The sequence below is a fragment of the Janibacter corallicola NBRC 107790 genome (assembly GCF_001570965.1).
Taxonomy (GTDB): domain Bacteria; phylum Actinomycetota; class Actinomycetes; order Actinomycetales; family Dermatophilaceae; genus Janibacter; species Janibacter corallicola.
Genome location: NZ_BCSR01000002.1, coordinates 43735 through 68626 on the forward strand (window position 1 = coordinate 43735; position 24892 = coordinate 68626).

The following is a 24892-nucleotide window of genomic DNA, read 5'->3' on the forward strand; positions in this document are numbered from 1 at the left end:
GCTAAGGAACCATGGCTGAGATCACCCTGCAGAACATCGTCAAGAAGTACGGCGACGGCTTCCCCGCGGTCAACGACGTGAGCCTGGACATCCGGGACGGGGAGTTCATGATCTTCGTCGGCCCCTCCGGCTGCGGGAAGTCGACCCTGCTGCGGATGGTCGTCGGGCTCGAGGACATCACGAGCGGCGACCTGCTCATCGACGGGTCGAAGGTCAACGACCTCTCGCCCAAGGACCGCAACCTCTCGATGGTCTTCCAGAACTATGCGCTCTACCCGCACCTGAGCGTCTTCGAGAACATCGCCTTCCCGCTGCGGCTGGCCAAGGGCAAGCACGACGAGGCCCAGATCCGCTCGAAGGTCGAGAACGCCGCCGACATGCTCGAGCTGCGCGAGCACCTCGAGCGCAAGCCGGGCAACCTCTCCGGTGGGCAGCGCCAGCGGGTGGCGATGGGCCGGGCGATCGTGCGGGACGCGGACGCCTTCCTCTTCGACGAGCCGCTCTCGAACCTCGACGCCAAGCTGCGCGGGCAGATGCGCACCGAGATCGCCCGGATGCAGCGGCGGATGGGGACGACGACGATCTACGTCACCCACGACCAGACCGAGGCCCTCACCCTCGGGGACCGGGTCTCGGTCCTGAAGAAGGGCGTGCTGCAGCAGTGCGCGAGCCCGCGCGAGCTCTACGACCAGCCGGTCAACCTCTTCGTCGCGGGCTTCATCGGCACCCCGCCGATGAACTTCCTGCCCGCCGAGGTGCGCGGTGACGAGCTCGTGCTCCCCTTCAGCACGGTCCCGATCCCGCCGGCCGTCAAGGAGCGGGCGGCCGGCAAGGACCTGCTCATCGTCGGGATCCGCCCCGAGCACATCAAGGACGCCCGCCTGGGCGACCGCCCGGAGGAGGCCGCCGCCTTCTCGGCGGTCGTGGACGTCACCGAGTGGCTCGGTAACGAGCAGTACGCCTACGTCCCCTTCTCCGTCGAGGGCGACGTCGCGCACAAGCTCGAGGAGCTGGACCGCGACCTGGACGGGGAGGGCATGCGCACCCAGATGGTGGTCAACCTCGACCCGCGCTCGCGCATCCTCGAGGGCGACGAGGCCGACTTCGTCTTCGACCCGGCCGTCATGCACGTCTTCGACCCGGAGGGCGGGGACTGCCTCACCCGCGACGACGCCAAGGCGGCCGAGATCGCGCAGCAGTCCGAGGCGGACCGCAAGCGGGCGCTGGAGCGCGCCCGGGTGCGGGAGGAGCGGCCCGTCGGCTGAGCCCCGGCCGGACGGGCTGCGGACCTAACCGGCCCGCCGGCCCCGGAGCTCATCGCGGGTCGGCAGCTGGGCACCGGCGCGGGTGACCGTCGCGGCGCCCGCGGTGACTGCGCGACGCACGGCCTTCTCGATCGCCTCACGGCTCGCGCCGCGCAGCCGCTTGCGGACGCCGGGGGCGCCCCCGAGCAGCCCCTCGTCGAGCAGTGCGGACAGCAGCCCTGCCATGGCGGCGTCGCCCGCCCCGACCGTGTCGACGACCTCGACCGAGGGGGCGGGCATCCGCACCCGCCGGCCCGAGGAGTGCAGCGCGAGGGCCCCCTTCGCCCCGAGCGTGGCGACGACGAGGCCGGGTCCGAGGTCCAGCCAGCGTGCCAGCTCCTCCTCCAGCTCGTCCTCGTCGGGCTCGTGGCCGAGCAGCCAGGCGATGTCCTCCTCGCTGGCCTTGACCACGTCGCTCACGGCGATCCGGCGCTCCACCTCGGTCATCACCTCCGCGCGCTCACCGAGCAGCGCGGGCCGGATGTTCGGGTCGTAGGAGGTCGTCGCCCGCGCCCGGGCGCCGTCCATGGCGGCGAGCACGTCGACCCCGCCCGGTCGCAGCAGCGCCCCGATCGATCCCGTGTGCACGTGGTCGCTGCGGTCGGGCAGCGCCGGCACCCGCCAGGTGATGTCGAAGCCGTAGTCGGCGACGCCGTGCTCGTCGAGGGTCGCCGTGGCCACCGAGGTGTCCTCGGCGGAGTCGCTGCCCGGGACGAGCAGCACGCCGGCCTCGGAGAGGTGGGCGCCGATGTCCGCGCCGCGTTCGTCGCGGCCGATGTGGGTCGCGAGCGTCACCGGGTGACCGAGCCGGGCCAGGCCCACCGAGACGTTCAGCGGTGAGCCGCCGACGTGCTCGGTGCGGGAGCCGTCGGGGGCGACCACGACGTCGACGAGTGCCTCGCCGATGACGAGGGTCCTGCGCGGGTCCTGTCGGCGGCGGGGGAGCGGTGCCATCAGCCGCCGTGGGCCGGGGAGACCCGCTGGACCTTGGAGAGGTTGTGGTGGGCCTCGACGACGCGGATGGTGCCGGACTTGCTGCGCATGACCAGCGACTGGGTGGTGGCGCCGCCGGCGCGGTAGCGCACGCCCTGCAGCAGCTCGCCGTCGGTGACTCCCGTCGCCACGAAGAAGCAGTTGTCGGTCGCGACGAGGTCGTCCGTCGTGAGCACCTGGTCCAGGTCGTGCCCGGCGTCGATCGCCTGCTGGCGCTCGTCGTCGTCGCGCGGCCACAGCCGCCCCTGGATCACGCCACCGACGCTCTTGATCGCGCAGGCGGTGATGATCCCCTCGGGGGTGCCGCCGACGCCGAGGAGCAGGTCGATGCCGGTGCCGGGGCGGGAGGCCATGATGCCGCCGGCCACGTCGCCGTCGGAGATGAAGCGGATGCGTGCCCCGGCCGCGCGCACCTCGTCGGCCAGGTCGGCGTGACGGGGGCGGTCGAGCATGACGACGGTGACGTCCTCGGGCAGCTCCTCCTTGGCCCTGGCGATGCGACGGATGTTCTCCCCGACCGGCAGCCGGATGTCCACGACGTCCGCCGCGACCGGCCCGGTGACGAGCTTGTCCATGTAGAAGACCGCGCTCGGGTCGTACATCGTGCCCCGGTCGGCGACGGCCATGACGGAGACGGCGTTCGTCATCCCCTTCGCGGTCAGGGTGGTCCCGTCGATGGGGTCGACCGCGACGTCGCAGGCGGGGCCCTGCCCGTCACCGACCTCCTCGCCGTTGTAGAGCATCGGGGCCTCGTCCTTCTCGCCCTCGCCGATGATGACGACACCGTCCATGCGCACGCCCGAGATCATCGAGCGCATCGCGTCCACGGCGGCCCCGTCGGCGCTGTTCTTGTCGCCCCGGCCCACCCAGCGGCCGCCGGCGAGCGCGGCGGCCTCGGTGACCCGGACCAGCTCCATCGCCAGGTTCCGGTCTGGGTGCATGACCCCGCTGCTGGACGGCTGGGTCTGGCTCATTGCTTCTCCTCCGGCATCGCCTGTCATCGGGCCCGAGCCTATCCGTAGCCACTCGGGTGCGCGTGGGGCGCTCGGGGACGCGTGCGACCATGTGCCCCATGAGTTCCGAGCCCACCCCCGAGGAGCTGGCGAAGCAGCAGGGAGTCCCCGCCCGGGGTGCGAGCCACTACGCGAAGGGCACCGCGGCCAACATCGTGCGCTCGATGGCGGTCATCGTGGCGATCACCCTGGCGCTGTTCTTCATGACCGGCCGGCAGAACACCTCGACGCCGCAGGAGGTCGACGTCCAGGAGGTCGCCGTCGACCGTGGCGGGCAGGCCGATGAGCCCTTCGCCTATGCCGAGGGGCTGCCGGACGGCTGGCTCGCGACGAGCGCCCGGTACGCCCGCACCGACGGCGACGTCATGATGTGGAATGCCGGCTACACCACTCCCGACGAGGAGTACGTCTCGGTGCGCCAGGCGGTCGACGGGCCCCGGGCGTGGGTGGGCGACCAGGTCCGTGACGGCCAGCGGAAGGGCAGTTTCGAGACCGAGGACGGCCGCACGTGGGACCGGTACGTCTCGAACGCGGACGGGCAGACCCAGCGCTCCCTCGTGACCGACCCGAAGGGGAAGGGCCGGCTGACCACCATCGTGCTCGGCACCGGCGACTGGGACCAGGTCGAGACCTTGGCCAACCACCTCGTGGACGCCGAGCGCCCGTCGAAGAAGGAGAGCGCCCCGGCCGCCTCGTGAGGTGAGGAGCCGGCCTCTGCTCAGTCGGCGGCGGCCCCGGAGGAGTCGGCTGACGAGGCGTCCTCGGGTGTCTCCTGCGCGAGGTTCGCCTCGGCGCGGTCCAACCACGCCTCGCAGTGCGCGGCCAGGGCCTCGCCGCGCTGCCAGAGCTCCATGCTCTCCTCGAGGCCGACCTGTCCGCTCTCGAGTCGGGCGACGAGGTCGACCAGCTGCTGCCGGGCCTCCTCGTAGCCGAGGTCGGCGACGTCGGCGGCGTGGTCGGTCTCGGCGCTCTCCTCAGGCATGGCGCACACCCTAGTCGGCGTCCGGACGCCCGTCCTGCCCGTCGGAGACCCGCACCGCGAAGTCCCCGTCGGCGACGGTCACCCGCAGCAGGTCGTGCACGGCCACGTCGCCGCGCTCGGAGACCACCTCACCGTCGGGGTGCTGCACGATCGCGTAGCCGCGCTCCAGCGTCGAGACGGGGGAGAGCACCCGGGCCTGGGCCCGTAGGTGCCCCACCCGGTCCTGCTCGCGCTGCAGCCGGGCCCCGACGTGGTGTCGGGCCCGGCGCCGCAGCGACGTGACGGCCTCGCGCTGGGCCCGCACGAAGGCGGTCCGGTCCGCCAGCACCGGGCGCGACGTGAGCTCGCGCAGCCCCCTTCGCTCCCGCGCCAGGCGCTGGGTGAGGTTCGCGCGCAGGCGGGACCTCCCTTCGACGATCGTGGCCCGCTCGGCGGCGGCATCGGGGCAGATGAGCTTGGCCGCATCGGTGGGGGTGGAGGCACGCACGTCGGCGACGAGGTCCAGCAGCGGGGTGTCCACGTCGTGCCCGACGGCGCTGACCACGGGGGTCCGCGCATTCGCCACCGCCCGGACCATCGTCTCGTTGCTGAAGGGCAGCAGGTCCTCCACCGACCCGCCGCCGCGGGTGACGACGATGACGTCGACGTCCTCGACCGAGTCCAGGGCCGCGACGGCACCGGAGACCTCCGAGACGGCGTTGCTCCCCTGCACCGCGACCTGGCGGATGTCGAAGGGCAGGCCAGGCCAGCGGCGCCGGGCGTTCTCGACCACGTCGCGCTCGGCGGCGCTGCCGCGACCGCAGACCAACCCCACCCGTCGGGGGAGGAAGGGGGGAACCCGCTTGCGGGAGGCCTCGAAGAGCCCCTCGGAGCGCAGGTGCTGCTTCAGGTACTCGATCCGGGCCAGCAGCTCGCCCACCCCGACGGGGCGGATCTGGCGCAGGTCCATCATCAGCGAGCCACGCTGGGTCCAGTAGTCCGGCTTGGCCTGCACGACGACCCGCGCGCCCTGGGTGAGGGGGCTCGGCATCGCGTCGAGGGCGGTGACCCGGATGGAGCAGGAGAGGGACATGTTCACGTCCGGGTCGCGCAGCGTGAGGTAGGCGGTGCGGGCGCCGGGACGGACGTTGAGCTGGACCACCTGGCCCTCGACCCAGGTGACCGACATCCTCTCGACGTACTCGGCGATCTTCATGCTCAGCACGCGGACCGGCCACGGCGCCTCGGCGGTGGTCTCGGCGGCCTTCTCCGGCAGGGGCACGCTCATGCCCGTCATCGTAGGGCGGGACGGGGACGAGCCGGCCCGCGGCGGTACTCGAGCGGACATGGGTTTCCGCGGCCCTCTCGCCTACGATGGAGGGCATGACCACCAGTACGACCTCCACCCCCGACACCGAGGCCAGGCAGGACGCCAAGCGGGTGCTGCTGGCCGCCCCCCGCGGGTACTGCGCCGGTGTGGACCGGGCCGTGGTCGCCGTCGAGAGGGCACTCGAGCTCTACGGTCCGCCGGTGTACGTCCGCAAGCAGATCGTGCACAACAAGCACGTCGTCTCCACGCTGGAGAAGCGGGGCGCGATCTTCGTCGAGGAGACCGACCAGGTGCCCGAGGGTGCCACCGTCGTCTTCTCCGCCCACGGCGTCGCGCCCGTCGTCCACGACGAGGCCAAGGCCCGCACGCTGAAGACCATCGACGCCACCTGCCCGCTGGTGACGAAGGTCCACCGTGAGGCGGTGCGCTTCGCCTCCGACGACTACGACATCCTGCTCATCGGCCACGAGGGGCACGAGGAAGTCGTCGGCACCTCCGGCGAGGCACCCGAGAACATCACCCTCGTCGAGGGCCCCGACGACGTGGACAACGTCGAGGTGCGTGACCCGGACAAGGTCGTCTGGCTCTCCCAGACCACCCTCTCGGTCGACGAGACGATGGAGACGGTGCGCCGGCTCAAGGAGCGCTTCCCCAACCTGCAGAGCCCGCCGAGCGACGACATCTGCTACGCGACGCAGAACCGGCAGACCGCCGTGAAGCAGATGGCCACCGACTGCGACCTGATGCTCGTCGTCGGCTCGCGCAACTCCTCCAACTCCGTGCGGCTGGTCGAGGTCGCGATCGAGCACGGTGCCCGCGACGGGCACCTCGTGGACTACGCCGACGAGATCGACGACACCTGGCTCGAGGGGGTCCGCACCGTCGGGGTCACCTCCGGCGCCTCCGTGCCGGAGATCCTCGTGCGCGGCGTGCTCGACTACCTCGCCGAGCGAGGGTTCGAGGACGTCCACCCGATCACGGCCGCCGAGGAGAGCCTGCTCTTCGCGTTGCCGAACGAGCTGCGCAAGGACCTCAAGGCCGCCGGGATGAGCGACAAGATGAAGCACGACGCGGGTTCGACCACGGACGCCGGCCAGCTGCACTGAGCCTCTGGCGCCCGGAAGTGATCCGTGACACGTTGAGGTCATGGACGCAGCCACCGAGACCTACCGCACCGCACGCGACCAGCTCCTCGACCTCCGGGGCGAGCCCGACCGCGCCCGGGAGACCTTCTCCTTCCCGGAGTTCGGCGGGCGCTTCAACTGGGCGATCGACTGGTTCGACGCCATCGCGCGGGGGACCGAGCGCCCCGCCCTGATCGTGCGCGAGGAGGACGGCTCCTCCCAGGAGATCAGCTTCGACCAGATGGCGGCGCGCTCGGACCGCGTCGCCGCCTGGCTCGCCGGCCGGGGGGTCGCGAAGGGGGACCCGGTCGTGCTCATGCTCGGCAACCAGGTCGAGCTCTGGGAGACGATGCTCGGCCTGATGAAGCTCGGGGCGATCATCGTGCCGACGACGACGGCCGTGGGCGGCTCGGACCTGCAGGACCGGATCTCTCGCAGCGGCGCGCGCTTCGTCATCGCCAATGCCGCGGACGCGCCCACCTTCGCCGACGTGTCGGGGGACTACGGCCGGATCAGCGTCGGGCCGGCGGAGGGCTGGAGCGACCTGCGGGAGGCCCAGGACCGCGACGTGCCACCGGCCGAGCACCCGGGCACCGCGCCCTCGGACCCGCTGCTGTACTACTTCACCTCGGGGACGACCTCGCGCCCGAAGCTCGTCGAGCACACCCAGGTCTCCTACCCGGTGGGGCACATGTCGACGATGTACTGGATCGGGCTGCGACCGGGCGACGTGCACCTGAACATCTCCAGCCCCGGCTGGGCGAAGCACGCGTGGTCCTGCTTCTTCGCGCCGTGGATCGCCGAGGCGACGATCTTCATCTACAACTACTCCCGCTTCGACCCGCCCTCCCTGCTCGAGCAGATCCGGGAGCGCTCGGTGACCACCTTCTGCGCGCCCCCGACGGTGTGGCGGATGCTCATCAACGCCGACCTCTCGGCCGGGCCGGGCACGCTGCGCGAGGTCGTCGGCGCCGGCGAGCCGCTGAACCCCGAGGTCATCGACAAGGTTCGCGAGCTGTGGGGCATGGAGCTGCGTGACGGGTACGGCCAGACCGAGACCACGGCCTCCGTCGGCAACCCGCCCGGGTCGGAGCTGCACCCCGGGTCGATGGGCAAGCCGCTGCCCGGCGTCCCCGTCGTCCTCGTGGAGCCGGTGTCGGGCCAGCGGGTCGACGGTGTGGGCGAGGGTGAGGTCTGCATCGACCTCACGAACGCCCCGATGCCCCTGATGACCGGCTACCTCGGCGACCCGGAGCGCAACGACGAGGCGATGGCCGGGGGCGTCTACCACACCGGTGACGTCGCCGAGCGGGACGAGAACGGCTACATCACCTACATCGGCCGGACCGACGACGTCTTCAAGTCCAGCGACTACAAGGTCTCGCCCTTCGAGGTGGAGTCGGCGCTCATCGAGCACCCCGCCGTCGCGGAGGCCGCGGTCGTGCCGGCCCCGGACGAGGTGCGGCTGACCGTGCCGAAGGCCTACGTGATGCTCGCTCCCGGGTACGAGCCGAGCGAGGAGACGGCCAAGGAGATCCTGCGCCACGCCCGCCAGAGCCTCTCGCCGTGGCTGCGGGTGCGCCGCCTCGAGTTCGCCGAGCTGCCGAAGACCATCTCGGGCAAGATCCGCCGGGTCGAGCTGCGCGAGCGCGAGGAGGGCCTGGCCGCCGGCCGCGGCGACGTCGCCTCCTACGGGGACGGCACCGAGTGGCGTGACGACATGTTCCCCGAGATCAAGGGCTGAGAGACGGGCCCTCGTCACAGCCGGGCCCCGATCGCCCGCGCGGTGGCGCGCACGGCCTCCTCGATGCCGGTGCGCTCCGCCTCGCCGACGTCGTCGTGGCGGTAGGTGACGGCGACGGAGGCGACCGGGTGCTGGTCCCGGTCCAGGACGGCCGCGGCGACCGAGGACAGCTCGGGGGAGATGCTGCCCTCCTCCACGGCGAAGCCCCGTGCCCGCACGTCCACGAGCTCGCGCCGGAGTGCGGACGGCGTCCGCGGGCCCCCCGGCGGGAGCACCGACGCGGAGGGGTGCAGCGCCGTCACCTGCCGGCGTGAGAGGGCCGCGAGCAGCGCCAGCCCGCTCGCCGTGAGGCTCGCCGGCAGGCGCACCCCGACATCGGTCACGAGCGAAGGGCGCCCGGCCGCCCGCTCCTCGATGACGTAGAGGACGTCCCGCCCGGAGAGCACTGCCAGGTGCGCGTTGTGGGTGGTGGAGTCCACGAGGCGCTCCACGTGCGGGCGGGCGAGCCGGGTCAGCGGGTCCTGGCGCTGGTAGCCGGCACCGAGCTCGTGGACGGCGGTGCCGAGGCCGAAGGCGTGGTCCTCCGGGTAGTGCACGACGTAGCCGTGCTCGACCAGGACCGCGAGCAGGTGGTAGGTCGAGCTGCGCGGCAGGCCGAGCTCGCGGGCGAGGTGGGCCGCCGGTACCGGCTCGGCCCGGCTGGCCAGGTGGGTCAGGGCGCGCAGGGCGTGCCCGGCGGCGGTGGCATTGGCCATGGCACTCCCCTTCGTGCTTCGAGGCTCGTCGCAGAGCTCCTTGCACCTCAGCAACCGAGTCCGTCTCGTATCCCAGACACTAACGCTGCGAGGGCTCTCCCGCAGGGGTGACGCAGCCGGTTGCATGGGGTCATGAGCACCCAGACCGACACCAGCACCACCGCCGTCACCCTCGGCGACCAGCCGCTGACCGTCGAGCAGGTCGTCGCCGTCGCGCGTCACCACGCGCCGGTCTCGATCAGCGACGCCGCGTGGGGGCGGGTCCGCGAGTCCCGCGCGATCATCGACGGGCTCGCGGAGGACACCGTCGCCCACTACGGCGTCTCCACGGGCTTCGGTGCCCTCGCCACGACCCACATCCCCACCGAGAAGCGGACCCGCCTGCAGCGCTCGCTGGTGCGCAGCCACGCCGCCGGCAGCGGGCCGGAGGTCGAGGAGGAGGTCGTGCGTGCGCTGATGCTGCTGCGCATCCAGACCCTCGCGACCGGCCGGACCGGCATCCGCGAGCAGACCCTGCGCCTCTACCTCGCGCTGCTGGGCGAGCGGATCACCCCGGTCGTGCACGAGTACGGCTCGCTCGGCTGCTCCGGCGACCTGGCCCCGCTCAGCCACTGCGCGCTGGTCCTCATGGGCGAGGGCGTGGTCCGCGACGCCACCGGGACGAAGGGGGAGTCCGCCGCCGCCCTCGCCGCCGCCGGCCTGGCCCCTGTGCAGCTGGAGGAGAAGGAGGGTCTGGCCCTCATCAACGGCACCGACGGCATGCTCGGCATGCTGTGCCTCGCCGTCCACGACCTGCGCCGGCTGCTCGTCACCGCCGACGTCGCCGCGGCGATGAGCGTGGAGGGCCTGCTCGGCACCGACGACGTCTTCGCCGCCGACCTGCAGGCGCTGCGCCCGCACCCGGGCCAGTCCGCTGCGGCGCAGAACATGCGGAAGGTCATCTCCGGCAGCCCGATCCGGGACAGCCACCGGGACCCGGAGGCCTGCACGCGGGTGCAGGACGCCTACTCCCTTCGCTGCTCGCCGCAGGTGCACGGTGGGGCCCGGGACACCCTCGACCATGCCGCCCGCGTCGCCGGGTGGGAGCTCGCCGCGGCCATCGACAACCCGGTGGTCACGCTCGACGGTCGGGTGGAGTCCAACGGCAACTTCCACGGGGCGCCGGTGGCCTACGTGCTCGACTTCCTGGCCGTCGTCCTCGCCGACGTCGCGAGCATGAGCGAACGGCGCACCGATCGCTTCCTCGACGCCAAGCGCTCGAATGGTCTTCCCCCTTTCCTCGCCAGTGACCCCGGCACCGACTCCGGGCTGATGATCGCCCAGTACACCGCGGCGGGGATCGTCTCCGAGCTCAAGCGCCTCGCCGCCCCTGCCAGCGCCGACTCCATCCCGAGCAGCGCGATGCAGGAGGACCACGTCTCGATGGGCTGGGCCGCCGCGCGCAAGCTGCGTCGTGGTGTCGACGGGCTGACCCGTGTCCTGGGCATCGAGCTGCTCACCGCCGCCAGGGGGGTCCGGCTGCGCGCCCCGCTCGAGCCGGCACCGGCCACCGCCGCGGTCATCGCGGCGATCGATGCGGCCGGTGAGGCGACGGACGAGGCCGGGGCCACGGCGCCCGGGCCCGACCGCTTCCTCGCCCCCGACATCGAGGGGGCGGTCACCGCCGTCACCGAGGGAACGGTGGTGAGCGCCGCCGAGACCGTCACCGGCCGGCTGGAGTAACCCCCGGGCACGGACAAGAGACACCCCGCGATCACAAGGAAGTGGAACACCATGGAAGGCGCACGTCCCGTCCGCGCACCGCGCGGCACCGAGATCACCGCGAAGAGCTGGCAGACCGAGGCGCCGCTGCGCATGCTCATGAACAACCTCGACCCCGAGGTCGCCGAGCGCCCCGATGACCTCGTCGTCTACGGCGGCACCGGTCGCGCGGCCCGCTCCTGGGCCGCCTTCGACGCCATCACCCGGACGCTGCAGGACCTCGAGCCGGACGAGACGCTGCTCGTCCAGTCCGGCAAGCCGGTCGGCGTCCTGCGCACCCACGAGTGGGCGCCGCGGGTGCTGCTCGCCAACTCCAACCTCGTCGGCGACTGGGCGACCTGGCCCGAGTTCCGCCGCCTCGAGGCCGAGGGGCTGATGATGTACGGCCAGATGACGGCCGGCTCGTGGATCTACATCGCCACCCAGGGGATCCTGCAGGGCACGTACGAGACCTTCGCCGCGGTCGCCCGCAAGCGCTTCGGCGGCACCCTCGCCGGCACCCTGACGATCACCGGTGGCTGCGGCGGCATGGGTGGCGCCCAGCCGCTCGCCGTCACCCTCAACGGCGGGGCGGTCCTCATCGTCGACGTGGACCGGGCCCGCCTGGAGCGGCGCGCCGCGAAGCGCTACCTCGACGAGGTCACCGAGGACCTGGACGAGGCGATCGCCCGCGTCACCGCCGCGAAGCGGGAGCGCCGGGCCCTCTCGGTCGGCCTCGTCGGCAATGCCGCGAGCGTCTTCCCCGAGCTGCTGCGCCGCCACCGCGCCGGCGAGATCGAGGTCGACGTCGTCACCGACCAGACGAGCGCCCACGACCCGCTGAGCTACCTGCCGGGCGAGATCCCGCTCGAGGACTGGCAGCAGGAGGCCGAGGGGGACCCCGACGGCTTCACGAAGAAGGCCCGGGAGTCGATGGCCGCCCAGGTGCAGGCGATGGTCGAGTTCCAGGACGAGGGCGCCGAGGTCTTCGACTACGGCAACAGCATCCGCGACGAGGCCCGGCACGCGGGCTACGGCCGCGCCTTCGCCTTCCCCGGTTTCGTCCCGGCCTACATCCGCCCCCTCTTCTGCGAGGGCCTCGGCCCCTTCCGCTGGGTGGCCCTGTCGGGGGACCCGGAGGACATCCGGGTGACCGACGAGGCCCTCAAGGAACTCTTCCCGGAGAACGAGCACCTGCACCGGTGGCTCGACGCCGCAGGCGAGTTCGTCGAGTTCGAGGGGCTGCCCGCGCGGATCTGCTGGCTCGGCTACGGCGAGCGGCACCGGGCGGGGCTGCTCTTCAACGAGCTCGTCCGCGACGGGCGGGTCAAGGCCCCGATCGTCATCGGCCGCGACCACCTGGACTCCGGCTCCGTCGCCAGCCCCTACCGGGAGACCGAGGGGATGCTCGACGGGTCGGACGCGATCGCCGACTGGCCGCTGCTCAACGCCCTCACCTCGACCAGCTCCGGCGCGACCTGGGTCTCGATCCACCACGGCGGCGGCGTGGGCATGGGCCGCTCCATCCACGCCGGCCAGGTGGGCGTCGCCGACGGTACCGACCTGGCTGCGCAGAAGCTGGAGCGACTGCTCACCAACGACCCGGGCATGGGCGTGCTGCGCCACGTCGACGCCGGCTACTCGCGGGCCGCCGAGGTCGCCGCCGAGCGGGGCGTTCGGGTGCCGATGCCGGCGAAGGTCCGCGACGGGCAGGAGTGAGGCGAGTGACCCCCTTCGCATCGATGTGGCGTGACCTCTCCGGGGTCGGCCGCCACGGGGAGACCGGTGGCTACCGCCGCTACGCGTGGACCGCCGAGGACGCGACGCTGCGGGAGTGGTTCGCGGGCGAGGCGGCCGCCCGCGGGCTGGACCTGGTCGAGGACCGGGTCGGCAACCAGTGGGCCTGGTGGGGTGACCCCGACGCCCACGTCCGGGAGACGGGGGAGGGCGGCGTCGTCACCGGCAGCCACCTGGACTCCGTGCCCGACGGGGGTGCCTTCGACGGCCCGCTCGGCGTGGTCTCCGGCTTCGCGGCGCTCGATGCCCTGCGGGCGAAGGGGGTCCGCCCCACCCGCCCGCTGGCGGTGGCGAACTTCGTCGACGAGGAGGGGGCGCGCTTCGGCGTCGCCTGCGCCGGATCCCGGGTGCTCACCGGGGCGATGACGGCGGAGCGGGCGCTCGCGCTGACCGACGGCGACGGGGTCTCGATGGCCGAGGCGTTCCGGTCGACCGGCCGTGACCCCGGGGCCTACGGCGCCGACCCCGAGGCGCTGCGACGGGTCGGCGCATACGTCGAGCTGCACGTCGAGCAGGGGCAGGCCCTCGGCGACGCCGAACGGCTCGCCCGGCTGCGTCTGGACGGCTCCGCGCGCGAGGCCCCACGCGGGGAGGACGCCTGGGGTGGCGCCGTCGCCGTCGGCACCGCGATCCACCCGCACGGCCGGTGGCGGATCGACCTGCCCGGCGTGGCGAACCACGCCGGCACGACCGCGCTCGAGGACCGCAGCGACGCGATGCTGCTCGCCGCCGAGGTCACCCTCGCGGTGCGCGAGGCCGCCCGCGCCCACGGCTGCGTCGCGACCGTCGGCCGGGTGGAGGTCACCCCGAACGGGATCAACGCCGTCCCCAGCCACGTGCGGCTCTGGCTCGATGCCCGCGGCCCCGAGGAGTCGGAGGTACGGCGGACGGTCGCGCAGGTCGAGGGGCGTGTCACCGACCTCGGCGGCACGCTCGCCGAGCAGTCCTGGACGGGCCCGACCCCCCTCACCGACGACCTGACCGCGAGGGTGCACGGCGCGCTGCGCAGTGGTGCAGGTGGCGGGAGCGGCACCGTGCCGCTGCTCTCCACCGGTGCCGGCCACGACGCGGGCGTGCTCGCGACCGCCGGGGTGCCGGCCGCGATGCTCTTCGTGCGCAACCCGACCGGGGTCTCGCACAGCCCTGCCGAGCACGCCGAGGAGGCCGACTGCCTCACCGGCGTCGAGGCCCTGACCGCGGTGCTCGAGGACCTCGTGACGAAGGGGAAGGCATGACCGCGGCAGCAGGCCGCCCCGCCGGTCCCACGTCGTCGGGGAGCTGGCACGCCCCCTTCGCCCGGCTCCCGGAGGGGGTCGCCGCCGACGTGCGGATCACGACCGAGGACGGGCGGATCGCCGCCGTCGAGACCGGCACATCCCCTGCCGCAGCGGACATCCGGCTCGGCGGGCTCGTCCTGCCCGGGCTGGCGAATGCGCACAGCCACGCCTTCCACCGGGCGCTGCGCGGGCGCACCCACGGTGACGGCGGCAGCTTCTGGACCTGGCGCGAGCGGATGTACCGGGTCGCCGCGACGGTGACCCCGGAGAACTACCTCGACCTGGCGCGCGCGGCCTTCGCGGAGATGGTTCTGGCGGGCTTCACGGTCGTCGGGGAGTTCCACTACGTGCACCACCGCCCGGACGGCAGACCGTACGAGTGGGACGCGATGCGCGAGGCGGTCGTCACGGCGGCCGCCGAGGCGGGGATCCGGCTGACGCTGCTGGACACCCTCTACCTCGCAGGTGGTCTCGACGCCGACGGCCACGCGCCGCTGGACCGGGTGCAGCAGCGCTACTCCGACGGGTCGCTCCAGGCCTGGGCGGAGCGCGCCTTCGCCTCGCCCGTCGACACGTCGCTCGCGCGGACCGGTGCCGCCGTGCACTCGGTGCGGGCGGTGCCGGAGGCGGAGCTGGCGCAGGTCCGGGCAAGCCTGGACGACTGCGGCATCGACGTGCTGCACGCCCACGTCAGCGAGCAGGTCGGCGAGGTCGACGCGACCCGCGCCGCGCACGGCTGCACGCCGGTGGAGCTGTTGCGCCGCAACGGGGTCGTGGACGGGCGCTTCACCGCGGTGCACGCCACGCACCTGACCGGCCAGGACATCGCGGCGCTCGGTGGGGCGGGCGCCTTCGCGGCCTTCTGCCCGAGCACCGAGGCCGACCTCGGCGACGGCATCGGCCCGGCACGCGAGCTGCACGACGCGGGCGGTCGGCTGTGCCTCGGATCGGACCAGCACGTGGTGCTCGATCCCTTCGCGGAGATGCAGCGGCTCGAGGGCGGGGAGCGCCTGCGCACCCTCTCCCGCGGGCGCTTCACCCCGGCCGAGCTGCTCGCCGCCGCCACCGAGGAGGGGTATGCCTCCCTCGGCTGGGACGGTGGCCGGCTCGAGGTCGGCCGGCCCGCGGACCTCGTCGCGGTGCGGACCGACAGCGTGCGCACCGCGGGCACCCTGCTCGAGCAGCTGCCGCTGGCCGCCGCAGCGGCCGACGTGACCGATGTCGTCGTCGGCGGCGCGCAGGTCGTCACCGACGGGCGGCACCGCCTCGGCGACGTCGGCGAGCTCCTGACGGGCGCCCTTCGCCCGTGGGACGGTGCCACCACGCCCGATCACGGAAGGAACCCCTCATGACCAGCACCCTCGTCACCGGCATCGGCGAGCTGCTCACCTGCGACGGCACGGGCGAAGGGGGCGCCGGCGCCCGCACCGACCACGCCGTCGTCGTCGACCGGCCCGCCGACGACGGGCCGTCGACCATCGCCTGGGTCGGCCCGCAGGGCTCGGCGCCCGCCGCGGACGAGGTGCTCGACGTCGGGGGGCGGTGCGTGCTGCCCGGTTTCGTCGACAGCCACGCCCACCTCGTCTTCGCGGGGGACCGGTCCGCGGAGTTCGCCGCCCGGATGGCCGGGGAGCGCTACGACGGCGGCGGCATCGGGGTGACCGTCGAGGCGACCCGCGCGGCCAGCGACGAGCAGCTGCGCGAGGGCCTGGCGACCCACATCGCCGAGATGCGCGCCCAGGGCACGACGACGGTCGAGGTGAAGTCCGGCTACGGCCTCTCCGTCGCGCACGAGGCCCGCGCGCTGCGGCTGGCCGCGGAGGTCACCGAGGAGGTCACCTTCCTCGGGGCGCACTTCGTGCCGCCGGAGATGCGCGAGGACCGCGCCGGGTACGTCGACCTCGTCACCGGCGAGATGCTGCGCGAGTGCGCGCCCCATGCGCGGTGGGTCGATGTCTTCTGCGAGCCGAACTCACCGCACGCCTTCACCGGCGAGGAGTCCCGCCGGGTGCTCGAGGCCGGGCGCGGGGCGGGTCTGGAGCTGCGGGTGCACGGGAATCAGATCGATCACGGCCCGGGGGTGGCGCTCGCCTGCGAGCTGGGCGCTGCGAGCGTGGACCACTGCACGTACCTCTCCGCCGATGACGTCGACGCGCTCGTCGACAGTGCGGCCACGACGACGGCGACGCTGCTGCCGGGCGTGGAGTTCTCGACGAAGTCGCCGTACCCGGACGCGCGTGCCCTCCTCGACGCCGGGGTCTCGGTGGCGCTCGCGAGCGATTGCAACCCGGGGACCTGCTTCTCCTCCTCGATGCCCTTCGTCATCGCGCTCGCGGTCCGGGAGATGGGCATGACGCCGACGGAGGCGGTGCTCGCCGCGACACGAGGTGGTGCGCGTGCGCTGCGGCGCGAAGACATCGGCCGGATCGAGGTCGGCGCCCGGGCGGACCTGACGGTGCTCGACGCGCCGAACCACCTGCACCTCAGCTACCGCGCGGGTGTGCCGATCGCCAGGGCGCTGGAGGTCTGAGGGCGGGGCGCTCACCCTCCCCGGTCCCAGGGCGTGACCCACGTGGGATCCGGGTCCTCGCCGACGCGGCCGTCGACCGCCTCACGCAGGAGGTCGGCGTGCCCCGTGTGGCGTCCGTACTCCTCGAGGAGGTCGAGCAGGAGCCGGCGCAGGTTGGCTTGGCCCACCTCGGGGATGCCCATGTGCGTGGCCTGATCGAGGTCACCGCGCTCGAGCGCGTCGGCGATGCGCTCGCGTGAGCGGGTCACTGCACCGTCGTAGAGGGCATAGAGCTCCTCCGGCGTCGCGTCCGGGCTGAAGTGCGCCGTCCACCCGCCCTCCTGCTGGAGGCTGTGCCATCGAGCGTCCACCTCGGTACCCGAGAGCTCGTGGCCGGAGTAGAGGTCCTCGACGAAGGCGAGGTGGTTGAGCAGGCCACCCAGGGTGAGGGACGAGGCGCCGATGCGCTGGGTGAGGCCCTCGCGATCGAGGCCGTCGGTCTTCCACCGGAAGGTCGAGCGCTGGCGGTCGAGCGCGGCGACGACCTGCTCGGCGTCGGTGCCCGTCAGCGGCGACTCCCAGTCGGGGCTGTCGGGTTCGTCGGTCATGAGGCCTCCTCCGAGCGTGTCCTGCGACCACCCTCCTCCTGCTCGTCCGCGTGCGCCAGCCCGAGGTCGAGCTCCGGGCGGGCGTCGTCGGCGGCCACCGCGTCCAGCAGCTCCGGCGCCGTCAGCGGCCGAGAGGTCACGGTCACGGGTGGGACCTCGTCGATGGGGTCGGTGCTCAGCCCGATCTCACCCATCCGGCGGGCGCTGACGAGCACCCGCGACTCGAGCGAGCCGACGAGCCGGTTGTAGTCCTCGACCGAGCGCTGCAGCGACCGACCCATCCGGGTGGCGTGCTCACCCAGCGTGCCGAGGCGGGTGTAGAGCTCCCGGCCGATGGCCAACAGCTCGCGGGCGTCGCGAGTGACGGCGTCCTGCTGCCAGGTGAAGGCGACCGTGCGCAGCAGCGCGAGCAGCGTGCTCGGCGAGGCGAGGACGACCTTGCTCGCCATCGCCTCCTCGTGCAGCCCCGGCGCCTGCGACAGCGCCGCTGCCAGGGTCGCGTCGGAGGGGACGAAGCACACGACCATCTCCGGTGAGGGGTCGAAGGCGCTCCAGTACGCCTTGCCCGCCAGCGTGGCGACGTGGCCGCGCAGCGAGGCGGCGTGGCCCTCGAGGAGGCGGGCCTGCTCCTCGGGGTCGATGTCCTCCGCCTGGGCCTGCAACCAGTGGCTCATCGGCGCCTTGGCGTCGATCACCAGGTGCTTGTCCCCGGGCAGGTGGACCACGACGTCCGGGCGCACGTCCCGGCCCGCGGCGGTGACCCCCTTCGCCTGCTCCTCGAAGTCGCAGCGCGCCAGCAGACCCGAGACCTCGAGCACGCGGCGCAGCTGGACCTCGCCCCAGGCCCCGCGGACCGAGGAGACGCGCAGGGAGGAGGCCAGCGAGGCCGCCTCGTGCCCCACCCGGGTCGTCGTCTGCTCGACCCGACCCAGGGCATCGCGCACGGTGGCGAACTGGCCCACCCGGTCCCGCTCCAGCTGCTCGACCGTCCGCGAGACCCGGCGCAGCGTCTCACCCATCGGGGCCAGCGCCGCGGCGGTCTCCGCGTCATCGGCGAGGCTCGCCTCGAGGTCGGTCACGCGCTCGCGCAGGCCGTCTCGCTGGGCCGTGAGGCCCACGACGCGGGCACGGGTCGCCAGGGAGGCCACGAGCGCCCCGACGAGGGCGCCGAGCACCAGGCCGGTCAACAGGGTCGTGATGTCCATGTCGTCAGCCAATCACCAGGCACCGACAACGCCGGGACCTCTGCGGGTGCCGGTCAGAAGGGCGGCTCCTCGGGCAGGGACCCGGCCGTCGTCCCCACCAGTGGGGACGAAGCGTTGGTCCCCACGGGCGGGGACGAAGGGGGAGCGCCGCCCCCTCCGTCATCGGCCACCGAGTGCACCGGGAAGGTGAAGGCGACCGTCCCGCCCGGGGTCACCCACTCGGTCCTGCCGTCCTCGGCGAGGCGGTGGCTCCAGCGGCCGGAGTGCTTCACCCGGTGGTGGTGCCGGCAGAGGGCGGAGAGGTTGGCCGGGCTCGTCTCGCCCGCGGGCCACGGGGTCGCGTGGTCCACGTCCGCCTTCCACCCCAGGCGCGTGGTGTGCACCGGCCGGTCGCAGCCCCACATCCGGCAGGTGCCGTCGCGCGCCGCGACGAAGTCCCGCTGCGCCGTCGGGACCGCGTACCGCGGGCTGCGCGTCTCCAGCAGGGTGCCCGTGCGGGCGTCGAGCAGGGCCCGGGAGACCCGGGTGTCGAGCCGGCTCGTGATGGCGGCGACGACGTCCGGCGGGACGAAGCCGACGCCCGGGATCATCGTCCCCGACATCCACGCGGCCGGGCCCTCCGGCCCCAGCAGGCCCAGTGCCTGGGAGGTGACACCGGGGAGCCACTCCTCGGCAAGCACCTCCACCGCGTCGGCCCTCGAACCGAAGACGATCCGGGAGGTGGGACTGCTCCGGCCGTGGCAGCGGCACTCGTCCCCACCCGCGGGGGCGAAGGTCAGCCGCGAGGCCGCCGAGGCGATGACCGGGATGCCCAGCCGCACCTCGGCCCGGACCTCGACACCCCGCAGGGCCAGGTCGGCCAGACCGAGGGCACGGGCGGTGCCGACGGGCAGGTCCGGATCCGTCTCGCGGCGCAGCCGGGCGGCCTCGTCCACGGCCGACTTCAGCGCGGCCCCGATCTCCGTCGGCAGGGTGGCCGAGAGCTCGCTCGTGCCGATGGCTCCCGGCTCGGTGCGCACGTCGAGCCGTTCCCTGCGGTTGGCCTCCGCCCGCTGCCGGATCAGCTCCGGCTCGAGGCGGGTGACGAGCCGGCGACAGGTCTTGGCGACCTCGTGCGGCTCCATCTCGGCGATCCGGGTCGAGCCGGGGCGCCCGCGCCGCTCGGCGAGCAGGTGGGCGACGATCGCCGCCGTCGTCCCCGGGTCGGTGTCCCGGGTGTGCCGATGGACCTGCTCCAGCGCCCGCCGGCACACCTGCCCCTCGGCCATGAGCGTCGCGACGTCGGCGAGGTCGGTCGCAGCGCGGGCCGCCAGCTCGCACCGCCGCGTGGCCTCGTTCGGCCGGACACCGATGGCCAGCGCGACCGTGTCCGGAGCCATCTCGGCCACCCGTCCCGCCTCGAGGCGCACGTCGCGGTAGAACCCGTCGGGCCCGCGTTCCTCACCGCGGCGACCGACCTCCGCCACGAGGGCCAGCTCGAGGGCGTCGGCGGACCGACGCGCGGCCTCGGTCGCGACCAACATCTCCTCGAGGCCCGCGTCGTCCAGCGCGACCGCGTCCGTCAGGGCGTCCTCCCGGGTGTCCCGGAACAGTCCCTTCGCGATAGCCAACGGGCCCCTCGTGGTCTCGGGGGCGGGCGGGCCCCCTTCGTCCCCCTCCTGCCGGGTGCTCCCCGCTCCCGGCGCTCCGGTGTCGATGTCGGTGACCGTCATGGTCACCACCCCTCTCATGACTTTTCGAACACGTGTACCCATGGTGGTGGTCGGCACCGACAACGCACCCGTCCGAGACCAAGGGGTCAGCGGTGTCGGACGCGCCGGGTAGCCTCGGTGGCATGACCCCGCAGGAGCCGACCGAGGACGAGGTCAAGGAGGTCACCGCAGCACCGGATCTCGGCACCGAGCGCGGCCGACTGGCCTTCAACAAGGTGCTCAACTCCCGACTGCCGAAGAAGCGGATCATCGCCCAGGGCCTGCTGCGCACGGACGGGGACCGGGTGCTGCTGTGCCGACTGACCTACAAGCAGGCGTGGGACCTGCCCGGCGGCGTCGTCGACCCCGGGGAGTCGCCCGCCGACTGCGTCGCGCGCGAGATCCGCGAGGAGCTCGGCATCGAGGTCACCGTCGGGAGGCTGCTCGCCGTCAACTGGCTGCCGCCCTACCGGGGCTGGGACGACGCCCTCCTGTGCCTCTTCGACCTCGGCCACGCACCCGAGGCACTCGTCGAGGAGATGACCTTCGAGCCGCGGGAGATCCGGTCCGTCCACTGGGCCGACGCCGAGACCATCGACGCGAACGTCGCGCCGTACACCGCACGGATGATCAGCGAGGTCGCGATGGGCCACCGGGAGCAGGTCGCCTACCTGGAGAACTCTGCCGGGCGTGGGGCATGAGCCGCACGCCACCGCCGTCGCTCTTCCAGATGTGGGGGCGGGAGACGGTCAAGGACATGGTCCTGATCGTCGCGTCGATCCCCGTGATCGTGTGCCTCTGCTACGTCCTCGTGCTCGCGGTCGACGGCGGGCACTGGTGGCGGCTGATCGGGCTGCTCGTGCTCTTCGTCGTGATCTGGTGGGTGCTGCGGATCCTGCTGCTGCGCTGGGTGGCGGCCGGGCGCGGTTGACCGGGGTCGCAGGCGGGTAGACGGCTGGGACACGACCCCGACGAAGGGAGACCCATGCTTCCCGCGCTGCCCGGTGCCGACAGCACGATCGGCTTCCTCCGGGAGGGCTACACCTTCATCTCCCGGCGGTGCGACCGGCTCGGGACCGACGGTTTCCGGACCCGGTTGGTCGGGCGCCCGGTGACCTGCCTGCGCGGTGCGGAGGCGGCCGCGAGGTTCTACGGCGGTGGCCGCTTCACCCGCGCCGGCGCGATGCCCCCGACAGTCGTCCACCTGCTCCAGGACGAGGGGAGCGTCCAGACGCTCCACGACGAGGACCACCGGCAGCGCAAGGGGATGTTCCTGGACTCTCTGCAGGGCCCCGCCGCCGCGCGCCTGCCGGAGGTGTTCGCGCACGAGTGGTCCCAGGCCCTGAGCCGGTGGCAGGTCGCGGACGAGGTGGTGCTGCACGAGGAGATGACCGAGGTGCTCACCCGGACCGGCGCGTCGTGGTGCGGCATCCCGGCGGACGAGCTGGACGCCACGCGCCGGACCCGCGAGCTCGCGGGGATGGTGAGCAGGGCGGGCAGCTTCGGCCCGGCGAACTGGGCCGCGCAGCTGGCCCGTCGCCGGACCGAGACCTGGGCCGCGGACCTGGTCTCCCGGGTGCGCGCGGGGGATCTCCTTCCTCCTGAGGGCAGCTTCCTGCGCGTCCTCGCCGACCACGAGGACCTCGGCGGGGAGCGGCTGGAGCCGGACACCGCAGCGGTCGAGCTGCTCAACGTCCTGCGACCCGTCGTGGCGGTCAGCCGGTTCGTCGTCTTCGCCGCGCTCGCGCTGCTGCGTCACCCTCGCTGGCGGGAGCAGCTCGCGTCGGGTGACGAGACCGACCTGCGCCCCTTCGTCCAGGAGGTGCGCCGGCGCTATCCCTTCTTCCCCGTCATCGGAGGACGGGCCCGCGAGGCCTTCGAGTGGTACGGGCACCCCTTCGCGGCGGGGGACTGGGTGCTCCTGGACCTCTACGGGACCAACCACGACCCCCGCGCCTGGGAAGATCCCGAGGCCTTCGTGCCGGAGCGCTTCCGCGGACGGACCGGCCATCCCGAGTCGCTCGTGCCGCAGGGCGGCGGACGCTACGAGGACGACCACCGTTGCCCCGGTGAGCCGGCGACCATCGCGCTCATGGAGGAGGCGGTGCGCCAGCTCACCCGGCGCATGCACTACCGCGTGCCCGCCCAGGACCTCACCGTCGACCTGCGCCGGATGCCCGCCCTGCCGCGGTCCGGCTTCGTCATCCGGGAGGTGAGCAGGTGACCGGTCGGCGCAGGGCCGATTCGCCCCCTTCGTGACGCGCTCCGGAGGTGCCCGCGCTGGGTAGCATGCGGCGCATGCAGTCGTTGGACATCAGGTACAGCCGGGCCATGGCCGTTGCCGGGCTCGTCGTCGGCATCCTCCTCATGGCCACGTCGGTGCTCACCCAGGCGTGGATCTCGCTCGCCGCAGGGGCGGTGCTGACCGTGCTGGGGATCCTCACCCTCGTCAACCCGATGGTGCGGATCACTCCGGAGGAGGTGCAGCTGCGCAACCCGCTGGGCATGGTCCTCAAGCGCTACCCGGTCACCTCGCCGCAGGACCTGGTCATCGACGGCAAGACGTTGCGGCACGTGCCGACGAACAAGCGGATCGTCTCCCTCGGCCTCGGCATCAACAAGGACGACGTGGCCAGTCTGCGAGCGCAGCTCGGCGTCGCGTCCTGACCCGGCTCCCCGGCCGGCCCTCGGGCGGTTCGTCGCCCCCTTCGCTCCGGCGGTAGACTCCCGATCCCGTGGCACTCACCATCGGAATCGTCGGTCTCCCCAACGTCGGCAAGTCGACGATGTTCAACGCCCTGACCAAGAACACCGTCCTCGCCGCGAACTACCCCTTCGCGACCATCGAGCCCAATGTCGGTGTCGTTCCGCTGCCGGATCCCCGCCTCGGGCGGCTCGCGGAGATCTTCGCCAGCGAGAAGATCCTGCCCGCCACCGTCTCCTTCGTCGACATCGCCGGGATCGTGCGCGGCGCCAGCGAAGGGGAGGGGCTGGGGAACAAGTTCCTCGCCAACATCCGCGAGGCTGACGCGATCTGCCAGGTGGTGCGCGCCTTCGAGGACGACGACGTCACCCACGTCGACGGACGGATCGACCCCGCCTCCGACATGGAGACGATCAACACCGAGCTCGTGCTCGCCGACCTGCAGACCCTCGAGTCCGCGATCCCGCGGCTCGACAAGGAGGTCAAGGGCAAGAAGACGGACAAGTCCGTCCTCGACACCGCGGTCGCCGCCCGTGAGGTGCTCGAGGCCGGCGACACGCTTTTTGCGAAGGGGGCCGCCGGCGGGGTCGACATGGAGATCGCACGACAGCTCGGGCTGCTCACGACCAAGCCCTTCCTCTACGTCTTCAACGTCGACGAGGGCCAGCTGACCGACACCGAGCTGCAGGCCAAGTGGCAGGCGCTCGTGGAGCCGGCCGAGGCGATCTTCCTCAACGCCAAGCTGGAGTCGGAGGTCGCCGAGCTCGACGACGAGGACGCCCGGGAGCTGCTCGAGGGCGTCGGCATCGACGAGCCGGGGCTGGACCAGTTGGCGCGCAAGGGCTTCAACACCCTGGGGCTGCAGACCTATCTGACCGCCGGACCGAAGGAGTCGCGGGCGTGGACGATCCACCGCGGCGACACCGCCCCCAAGGCGGCCGGCGTGATCCACACCGACTTCGAGCGGGGCTTCATCAAGGCCGAGGTCGTCTCCTTCGATGACCTGGACCGGCTGGGGTCGATGAACGAGGCCAAGGCCGCCGGCAAGGTGCGCATGGAGGGCAAGGACTACGTCATGGTCGATGGTGACGTGGTGGAGTTCCGGTTCAACGTCTAGCGTTATTGACGCTCGCCGGACCGAAGGAGGTGGAGATCGTTGACTACAAGCATCGGGGGATTCGGCATCACCCAGCACGAGCTCGCCGTGTCGATCGGCGTCCCGCCCCGGCGGATCGACGAGATCGTGCACGGCAAGCGCGGAATCACGGCGGACACCGCTTTGCGGCTCGCGAAGTACTTCGGCACGTCGGCGGAGTTCTGGATCAATCTGCCGAGCCACTACGACCTCGACCGCGCCCAGGACCGGGCCGGGGAGCAGATCGACGCGATCAAGCCCTTGCAGGTCGCGTGACCGGTCAACTCATCGTCGTCTCCGGCCTCCCCGGGGTCGGGAAGACGAGCATCGCTGAGGCCGTCGCTGCGCAGACGGGGTCCGTCCACCTCTCCATCGACGCGGTCGAGGAGGCGATCCTTGCCTGTGGTCTACCTCCCGGGTGGCAGGTCGGCGTCGCGGCGTACGAGGCGGCGCGTGCGATGGCGGAGCAGAACCTGCGGCTCGCTCACGATGTCGTCGTCGATGCTGTCAACGACAGCGAGGAGGCGCGGCAGACCTGGCGAACTGCGGCCGCCCGGACCGGCGCGCACATCGACTTCGTGACCTCGTGATCTCCGATGTGCAGGAGCACGAGCGGCGGCTCAGCAGCAGGGATCGTGGCCTTGTCCTGGTTGGTGAGCCGACCTGGGCAGACGTGCAGCGCCGTCGCGCCGAGTACGCCGCGTGGTCGGACGAGGTCCTGGAGCTCGACACATCTGCTCATGCTCCGGGCGAGATCGCGGAGACGCTCATTGCTCTCCTCGAGCAGCGATGATTTGTGACGCGGTTGGCTGTCCGATCCAAGACCCGGTCAGAGCCGCTTTCGCAGACGCGATCCTCGCCGCTTCAGCGTTCAGCAGGATGACCGGAAGTCATCGACTCGGTGAGAGCGGCCGCGTAGTTGCGCATCGAAGGTCGGTAGCACGCCCGCTCCGGCCTCGAATCCCATCGAGTCGTACATGCCCGCGAGCTCGAACGCCGCCC

The 24892-nt window shown here is 72.7% G+C and carries 25 protein-coding genes; 17 read left to right on the forward strand and 8 right to left on the reverse strand.

The genetic code is table 11. From position 1 onward, the window contains the following. Positions 1–11: 11 nt before the first annotated feature. Entirely contained in the window at positions 12–1265 is a 1254-nt protein-coding gene (locus tag JCO01S_RS01440; RefSeq protein WP_068249742.1) for an ABC transporter ATP-binding protein, read from the forward strand. Positions 1266–1289: 24 nt separating this feature from the next. Here JCO01S_RS01440 and JCO01S_RS01445 read toward each other — a convergent pair whose 3' ends face one another. Together JCO01S_RS01445 and glpX are read right to left on the reverse strand one after the other, a co-directional pair. After that, positions 1290–2258: a PfkB family carbohydrate kinase gene (locus JCO01S_RS01445; RefSeq protein ID WP_068249744.1), complete on the reverse strand. Its 969-nt coding sequence runs from the start codon at positions 2256–2258 to the stop codon at positions 1290–1292. Beyond that, the gene (gene glpX / locus JCO01S_RS01450) at positions 2258–3271 is read right to left on the reverse strand and encodes a class II fructose-bisphosphatase (RefSeq protein WP_068249746.1); all 1014 of its coding nucleotides are present in this window, start codon (positions 3269–3271) and stop codon (positions 2258–2260) included. Before glpX ends, JCO01S_RS01445 begins: the two co-directional genes overlap by 1 nt. 98 nt (positions 3272–3369) lie before the next feature. On the opposite strand from glpX, the gene JCO01S_RS01455 reads away from it, so the two are divergent. After that, positions 3370–4008 (forward strand): DUF4245 domain-containing protein, encoded by a 639-nt coding sequence (locus tag JCO01S_RS01455; RefSeq protein ID WP_068249748.1) that lies wholly within the window; start codon positions 3370–3372, stop codon positions 4006–4008. 20 nt (positions 4009–4028) lie between these two features. On the opposite strand, the gene JCO01S_RS01460 is transcribed toward JCO01S_RS01455, so the two are convergent. Beyond that, on the reverse strand, positions 4029–4292 hold the full coding sequence (locus tag JCO01S_RS01460) for an exodeoxyribonuclease VII small subunit (RefSeq protein WP_068249940.1): 264 nt from the start codon (positions 4290–4292) through the stop codon (positions 4029–4031). 10 nt (positions 4293–4302) lie between these two features. Beyond that, positions 4303–5559: an exodeoxyribonuclease VII large subunit gene (gene xseA / locus JCO01S_RS01465; RefSeq protein ID WP_068249750.1), complete on the reverse strand. Its 1257-nt coding sequence runs from the start codon at positions 5557–5559 to the stop codon at positions 4303–4305. Positions 5560–5654: 95 nt separating this feature from the next. On the opposite strand from xseA, the gene JCO01S_RS01470 reads away from it, so the two are divergent. Then, entirely contained in the window at positions 5655–6707 is a 1053-nt protein-coding gene (locus JCO01S_RS01470; protein WP_068249752.1) for a 4-hydroxy-3-methylbut-2-enyl diphosphate reductase, read from the forward strand. Between the two features lie 40 nt (positions 6708–6747). Continuing rightward, positions 6748–8469 carry an AMP-binding protein gene (locus JCO01S_RS01475; protein WP_068249754.1) on the forward strand — a complete coding sequence of 574 codons (1722 nt, stop codon included), beginning with the start codon at positions 6748–6750 and terminating at the stop codon, positions 8467–8469. A 14-nt stretch (positions 8470–8483) separates the two neighbouring features. Here the strand turns inward: JCO01S_RS01475 and JCO01S_RS01480 are convergent, their stop codons facing one another. Then, positions 8484–9224 carry an IclR family transcriptional regulator gene (locus JCO01S_RS01480; protein WP_068249756.1) on the reverse strand — a complete coding sequence of 247 codons (741 nt, stop codon included), beginning with the start codon at positions 9222–9224 and terminating at the stop codon, positions 8484–8486. A 132-nt stretch (positions 9225–9356) separates the two neighbouring features. On the opposite strand from JCO01S_RS01480, the gene hutH reads away from it, so the two are divergent. Genes hutH through hutI form a run of 5 tightly spaced genes read left to right on the forward strand, consistent with a single transcriptional unit; the run spans position 9357 to position 16568 of the window. Then, positions 9357–10946: a histidine ammonia-lyase gene (gene hutH / locus JCO01S_RS01485; RefSeq protein WP_068249758.1), complete on the forward strand. Its 1590-nt coding sequence runs from the start codon at positions 9357–9359 to the stop codon at positions 10944–10946. Positions 10947–10997: 51 nt separating this feature from the next. After that, positions 10998–12683 (forward strand): urocanate hydratase, encoded by a 1686-nt coding sequence (gene hutU / locus JCO01S_RS01490; RefSeq protein ID WP_068249760.1) that lies wholly within the window; start codon positions 10998–11000, stop codon positions 12681–12683. A gap of 23 nt (positions 12684–12706) precedes the next feature. Continuing rightward, positions 12707–13996: an allantoate amidohydrolase gene (locus JCO01S_RS01495; protein ID WP_068249942.1), complete on the forward strand. Its 1290-nt coding sequence runs from the start codon at positions 12707–12709 to the stop codon at positions 13994–13996. Further along, a complete protein-coding gene (locus JCO01S_RS01500; protein ID WP_068249762.1) occupies positions 13993–15390 on the forward strand; it encodes a formimidoylglutamate deiminase in 1398 nt (465 codons plus the stop codon). Before JCO01S_RS01495 ends, JCO01S_RS01500 begins: the two co-directional genes overlap by 4 nt. Further along, positions 15387–16568: an imidazolonepropionase gene (hutI, locus tag JCO01S_RS01505; RefSeq protein ID WP_068249763.1), complete on the forward strand. Its 1182-nt coding sequence runs from the start codon at positions 15387–15389 to the stop codon at positions 16566–16568. Before JCO01S_RS01500 ends, hutI begins: the two co-directional genes overlap by 4 nt. Positions 16569–16579: 11 nt before the next feature. On the opposite strand, the gene JCO01S_RS01510 is transcribed toward hutI, so the two are convergent. Genes JCO01S_RS01510 through JCO01S_RS01520 form a run of 3 tightly spaced genes read right to left on the reverse strand, consistent with a single transcriptional unit; the run spans position 16580 to position 20072 of the window. Then, positions 16580–17155 (reverse strand): mycothiol transferase, encoded by a 576-nt coding sequence (locus tag JCO01S_RS01510; protein WP_068249765.1) that lies wholly within the window; start codon positions 17153–17155, stop codon positions 16580–16582. Continuing rightward, positions 17152–18360: a DNA recombination protein RmuC gene (locus tag JCO01S_RS01515; RefSeq protein ID WP_068249768.1), complete on the reverse strand. Its 1209-nt coding sequence runs from the start codon at positions 18358–18360 to the stop codon at positions 17152–17154. The genes JCO01S_RS01510 and JCO01S_RS01515 overlap by 4 nt, the downstream gene beginning before the upstream one ends. A gap of 53 nt (positions 18361–18413) precedes the next feature. After that, positions 18414–20072 carry an HNH endonuclease signature motif containing protein gene (locus tag JCO01S_RS01520; RefSeq protein WP_169796880.1) on the reverse strand — a complete coding sequence of 553 codons (1659 nt, stop codon included), beginning with the start codon at positions 20070–20072 and terminating at the stop codon, positions 18414–18416. A gap of 122 nt (positions 20073–20194) precedes the next feature. On the opposite strand from JCO01S_RS01520, the gene JCO01S_RS01525 reads away from it, so the two are divergent. The 8 genes from JCO01S_RS01525 (at position 20195) to JCO01S_RS15840 (ending at position 24683) form a co-directional block, all read left to right on the forward strand. After that, a complete protein-coding gene (locus tag JCO01S_RS01525; protein WP_068249944.1) occupies positions 20195–20752 on the forward strand; it encodes an NUDIX domain-containing protein in 558 nt (185 codons plus the stop codon). Further along, a complete protein-coding gene (locus tag JCO01S_RS01530; protein ID WP_157074431.1) occupies positions 20749–20982 on the forward strand; it encodes a hypothetical protein in 234 nt (77 codons plus the stop codon). Before JCO01S_RS01525 ends, JCO01S_RS01530 begins: the two co-directional genes overlap by 4 nt. Before the next feature lie 54 nt (positions 20983–21036). Next, the gene (locus tag JCO01S_RS01535) at positions 21037–22275 is read left to right on the forward strand and encodes a cytochrome P450 (RefSeq protein ID WP_068249775.1); all 1239 of its coding nucleotides are present in this window, start codon (positions 21037–21039) and stop codon (positions 22273–22275) included. 74 nt (positions 22276–22349) lie between these two features. Then, a complete protein-coding gene (locus JCO01S_RS01540) occupies positions 22350–22718 on the forward strand; it encodes a hypothetical protein (RefSeq protein WP_084342536.1) in 369 nt (122 codons plus the stop codon). Between the two features lie 68 nt (positions 22719–22786). Beyond that, a complete protein-coding gene (gene ychF, locus JCO01S_RS01545; RefSeq protein WP_068249779.1) occupies positions 22787–23872 on the forward strand; it encodes a redox-regulated ATPase YchF in 1086 nt (361 codons plus the stop codon). A 39-nt stretch (positions 23873–23911) separates the two neighbouring features. Next, positions 23912–24166 carry a HigA family addiction module antitoxin gene (locus tag JCO01S_RS01550; RefSeq protein WP_068249781.1) on the forward strand — a complete coding sequence of 85 codons (255 nt, stop codon included), beginning with the start codon at positions 23912–23914 and terminating at the stop codon, positions 24164–24166. Continuing rightward, the gene (locus JCO01S_RS01555) at positions 24163–24480 is read left to right on the forward strand and encodes a P-loop nucleotide/nucleoside kinase family protein (protein ID WP_068249783.1); all 318 of its coding nucleotides are present in this window, start codon (positions 24163–24165) and stop codon (positions 24478–24480) included. The genes JCO01S_RS01550 and JCO01S_RS01555 overlap by 4 nt, the downstream gene beginning before the upstream one ends. After that, entirely contained in the window at positions 24477–24683 is a 207-nt protein-coding gene (locus JCO01S_RS15840; protein WP_068249784.1) for a hypothetical protein, read from the forward strand. The genes JCO01S_RS01555 and JCO01S_RS15840 overlap by 4 nt, the downstream gene beginning before the upstream one ends. Positions 24684–24892: the final 209 nt, after the last annotated feature.

What these genes read in the sequence shown, in the direction of transcription:
- JCO01S_RS01510 (WP_068249765.1), bottom strand. Translation starts at nt 17,155, where the DNA reads ATGACCGACGAACCCGACAGCCCCGACTGGGAGTCGCCGCTGACGGGC.
- JCO01S_RS01500 (WP_068249762.1), top strand. Translation starts at nt 13,993, where the DNA reads ATGACCGCGGCAGCAGGCCGCCCCGCCGGTCCCACGTCGTCGGGGAGC.
- JCO01S_RS01540 (WP_084342536.1), top strand. Translation starts at nt 22,350, where the DNA reads ATGCAGTCGTTGGACATCAGGTACAGCCGGGCCATGGCCGTTGCCGGG.
- JCO01S_RS01440 (WP_068249742.1), top strand. Translation starts at nt 12, where the DNA reads ATGGCTGAGATCACCCTGCAGAACATCGTCAAGAAGTACGGCGACGGC.
- JCO01S_RS01515 (WP_068249768.1), bottom strand. Translation starts at nt 18,360, where the DNA reads ATGGACATCACGACCCTGTTGACCGGCCTGGTGCTCGGCGCCCTCGTC.
- JCO01S_RS01460 (WP_068249940.1), bottom strand. Translation starts at nt 4,292, where the DNA reads ATGCCTGAGGAGAGCGCCGAGACCGACCACGCCGCCGACGTCGCCGAC.
- JCO01S_RS01470 (WP_068249752.1), top strand. Translation starts at nt 5,655, where the DNA reads ATGACCACCAGTACGACCTCCACCCCCGACACCGAGGCCAGGCAGGAC.
- JCO01S_RS01480 (WP_068249756.1), bottom strand. Translation starts at nt 9,224, where the DNA reads ATGGCCAATGCCACCGCCGCCGGGCACGCCCTGCGCGCCCTGACCCAC.
- JCO01S_RS01455 (WP_068249748.1), top strand. Translation starts at nt 3,370, where the DNA reads ATGAGTTCCGAGCCCACCCCCGAGGAGCTGGCGAAGCAGCAGGGAGTC.
- JCO01S_RS01530 (WP_157074431.1), top strand. Translation starts at nt 20,749, where the DNA reads ATGAGCCGCACGCCACCGCCGTCGCTCTTCCAGATGTGGGGGCGGGAG.
- JCO01S_RS01445 (WP_068249744.1), bottom strand. Translation starts at nt 2,258, where the DNA reads ATGGCACCGCTCCCCCGCCGCCGACAGGACCCGCGCAGGACCCTCGTC.
- JCO01S_RS01520 (WP_169796880.1), bottom strand. Translation starts at nt 20,072, where the DNA reads ATGACGGTCACCGACATCGACACCGGAGCGCCGGGAGCGGGGAGCACC.
- JCO01S_RS01495 (WP_068249942.1), top strand. Translation starts at nt 12,707, where the DNA reads ATGTGGCGTGACCTCTCCGGGGTCGGCCGCCACGGGGAGACCGGTGGC.
- xseA (WP_068249750.1), bottom strand. Translation starts at nt 5,559, where the DNA reads ATGAGCGTGCCCCTGCCGGAGAAGGCCGCCGAGACCACCGCCGAGGCG.
- hutI (WP_068249763.1), top strand. Translation starts at nt 15,387, where the DNA reads ATGACCAGCACCCTCGTCACCGGCATCGGCGAGCTGCTCACCTGCGAC.
- hutU (WP_068249760.1), top strand. Translation starts at nt 10,998, where the DNA reads ATGGAAGGCGCACGTCCCGTCCGCGCACCGCGCGGCACCGAGATCACC.
- JCO01S_RS01475 (WP_068249754.1), top strand. Translation starts at nt 6,748, where the DNA reads ATGGACGCAGCCACCGAGACCTACCGCACCGCACGCGACCAGCTCCTC.
- hutH (WP_068249758.1), top strand. Translation starts at nt 9,357, where the DNA reads ATGAGCACCCAGACCGACACCAGCACCACCGCCGTCACCCTCGGCGAC.
- JCO01S_RS01525 (WP_068249944.1), top strand. Translation starts at nt 20,195, where the DNA reads ATGACCCCGCAGGAGCCGACCGAGGACGAGGTCAAGGAGGTCACCGCA.
- JCO01S_RS01535 (WP_068249775.1), top strand. Translation starts at nt 21,037, where the DNA reads ATGCTTCCCGCGCTGCCCGGTGCCGACAGCACGATCGGCTTCCTCCGG.
- glpX (WP_068249746.1), bottom strand. Translation starts at nt 3,271, where the DNA reads ATGAGCCAGACCCAGCCGTCCAGCAGCGGGGTCATGCACCCAGACCGG.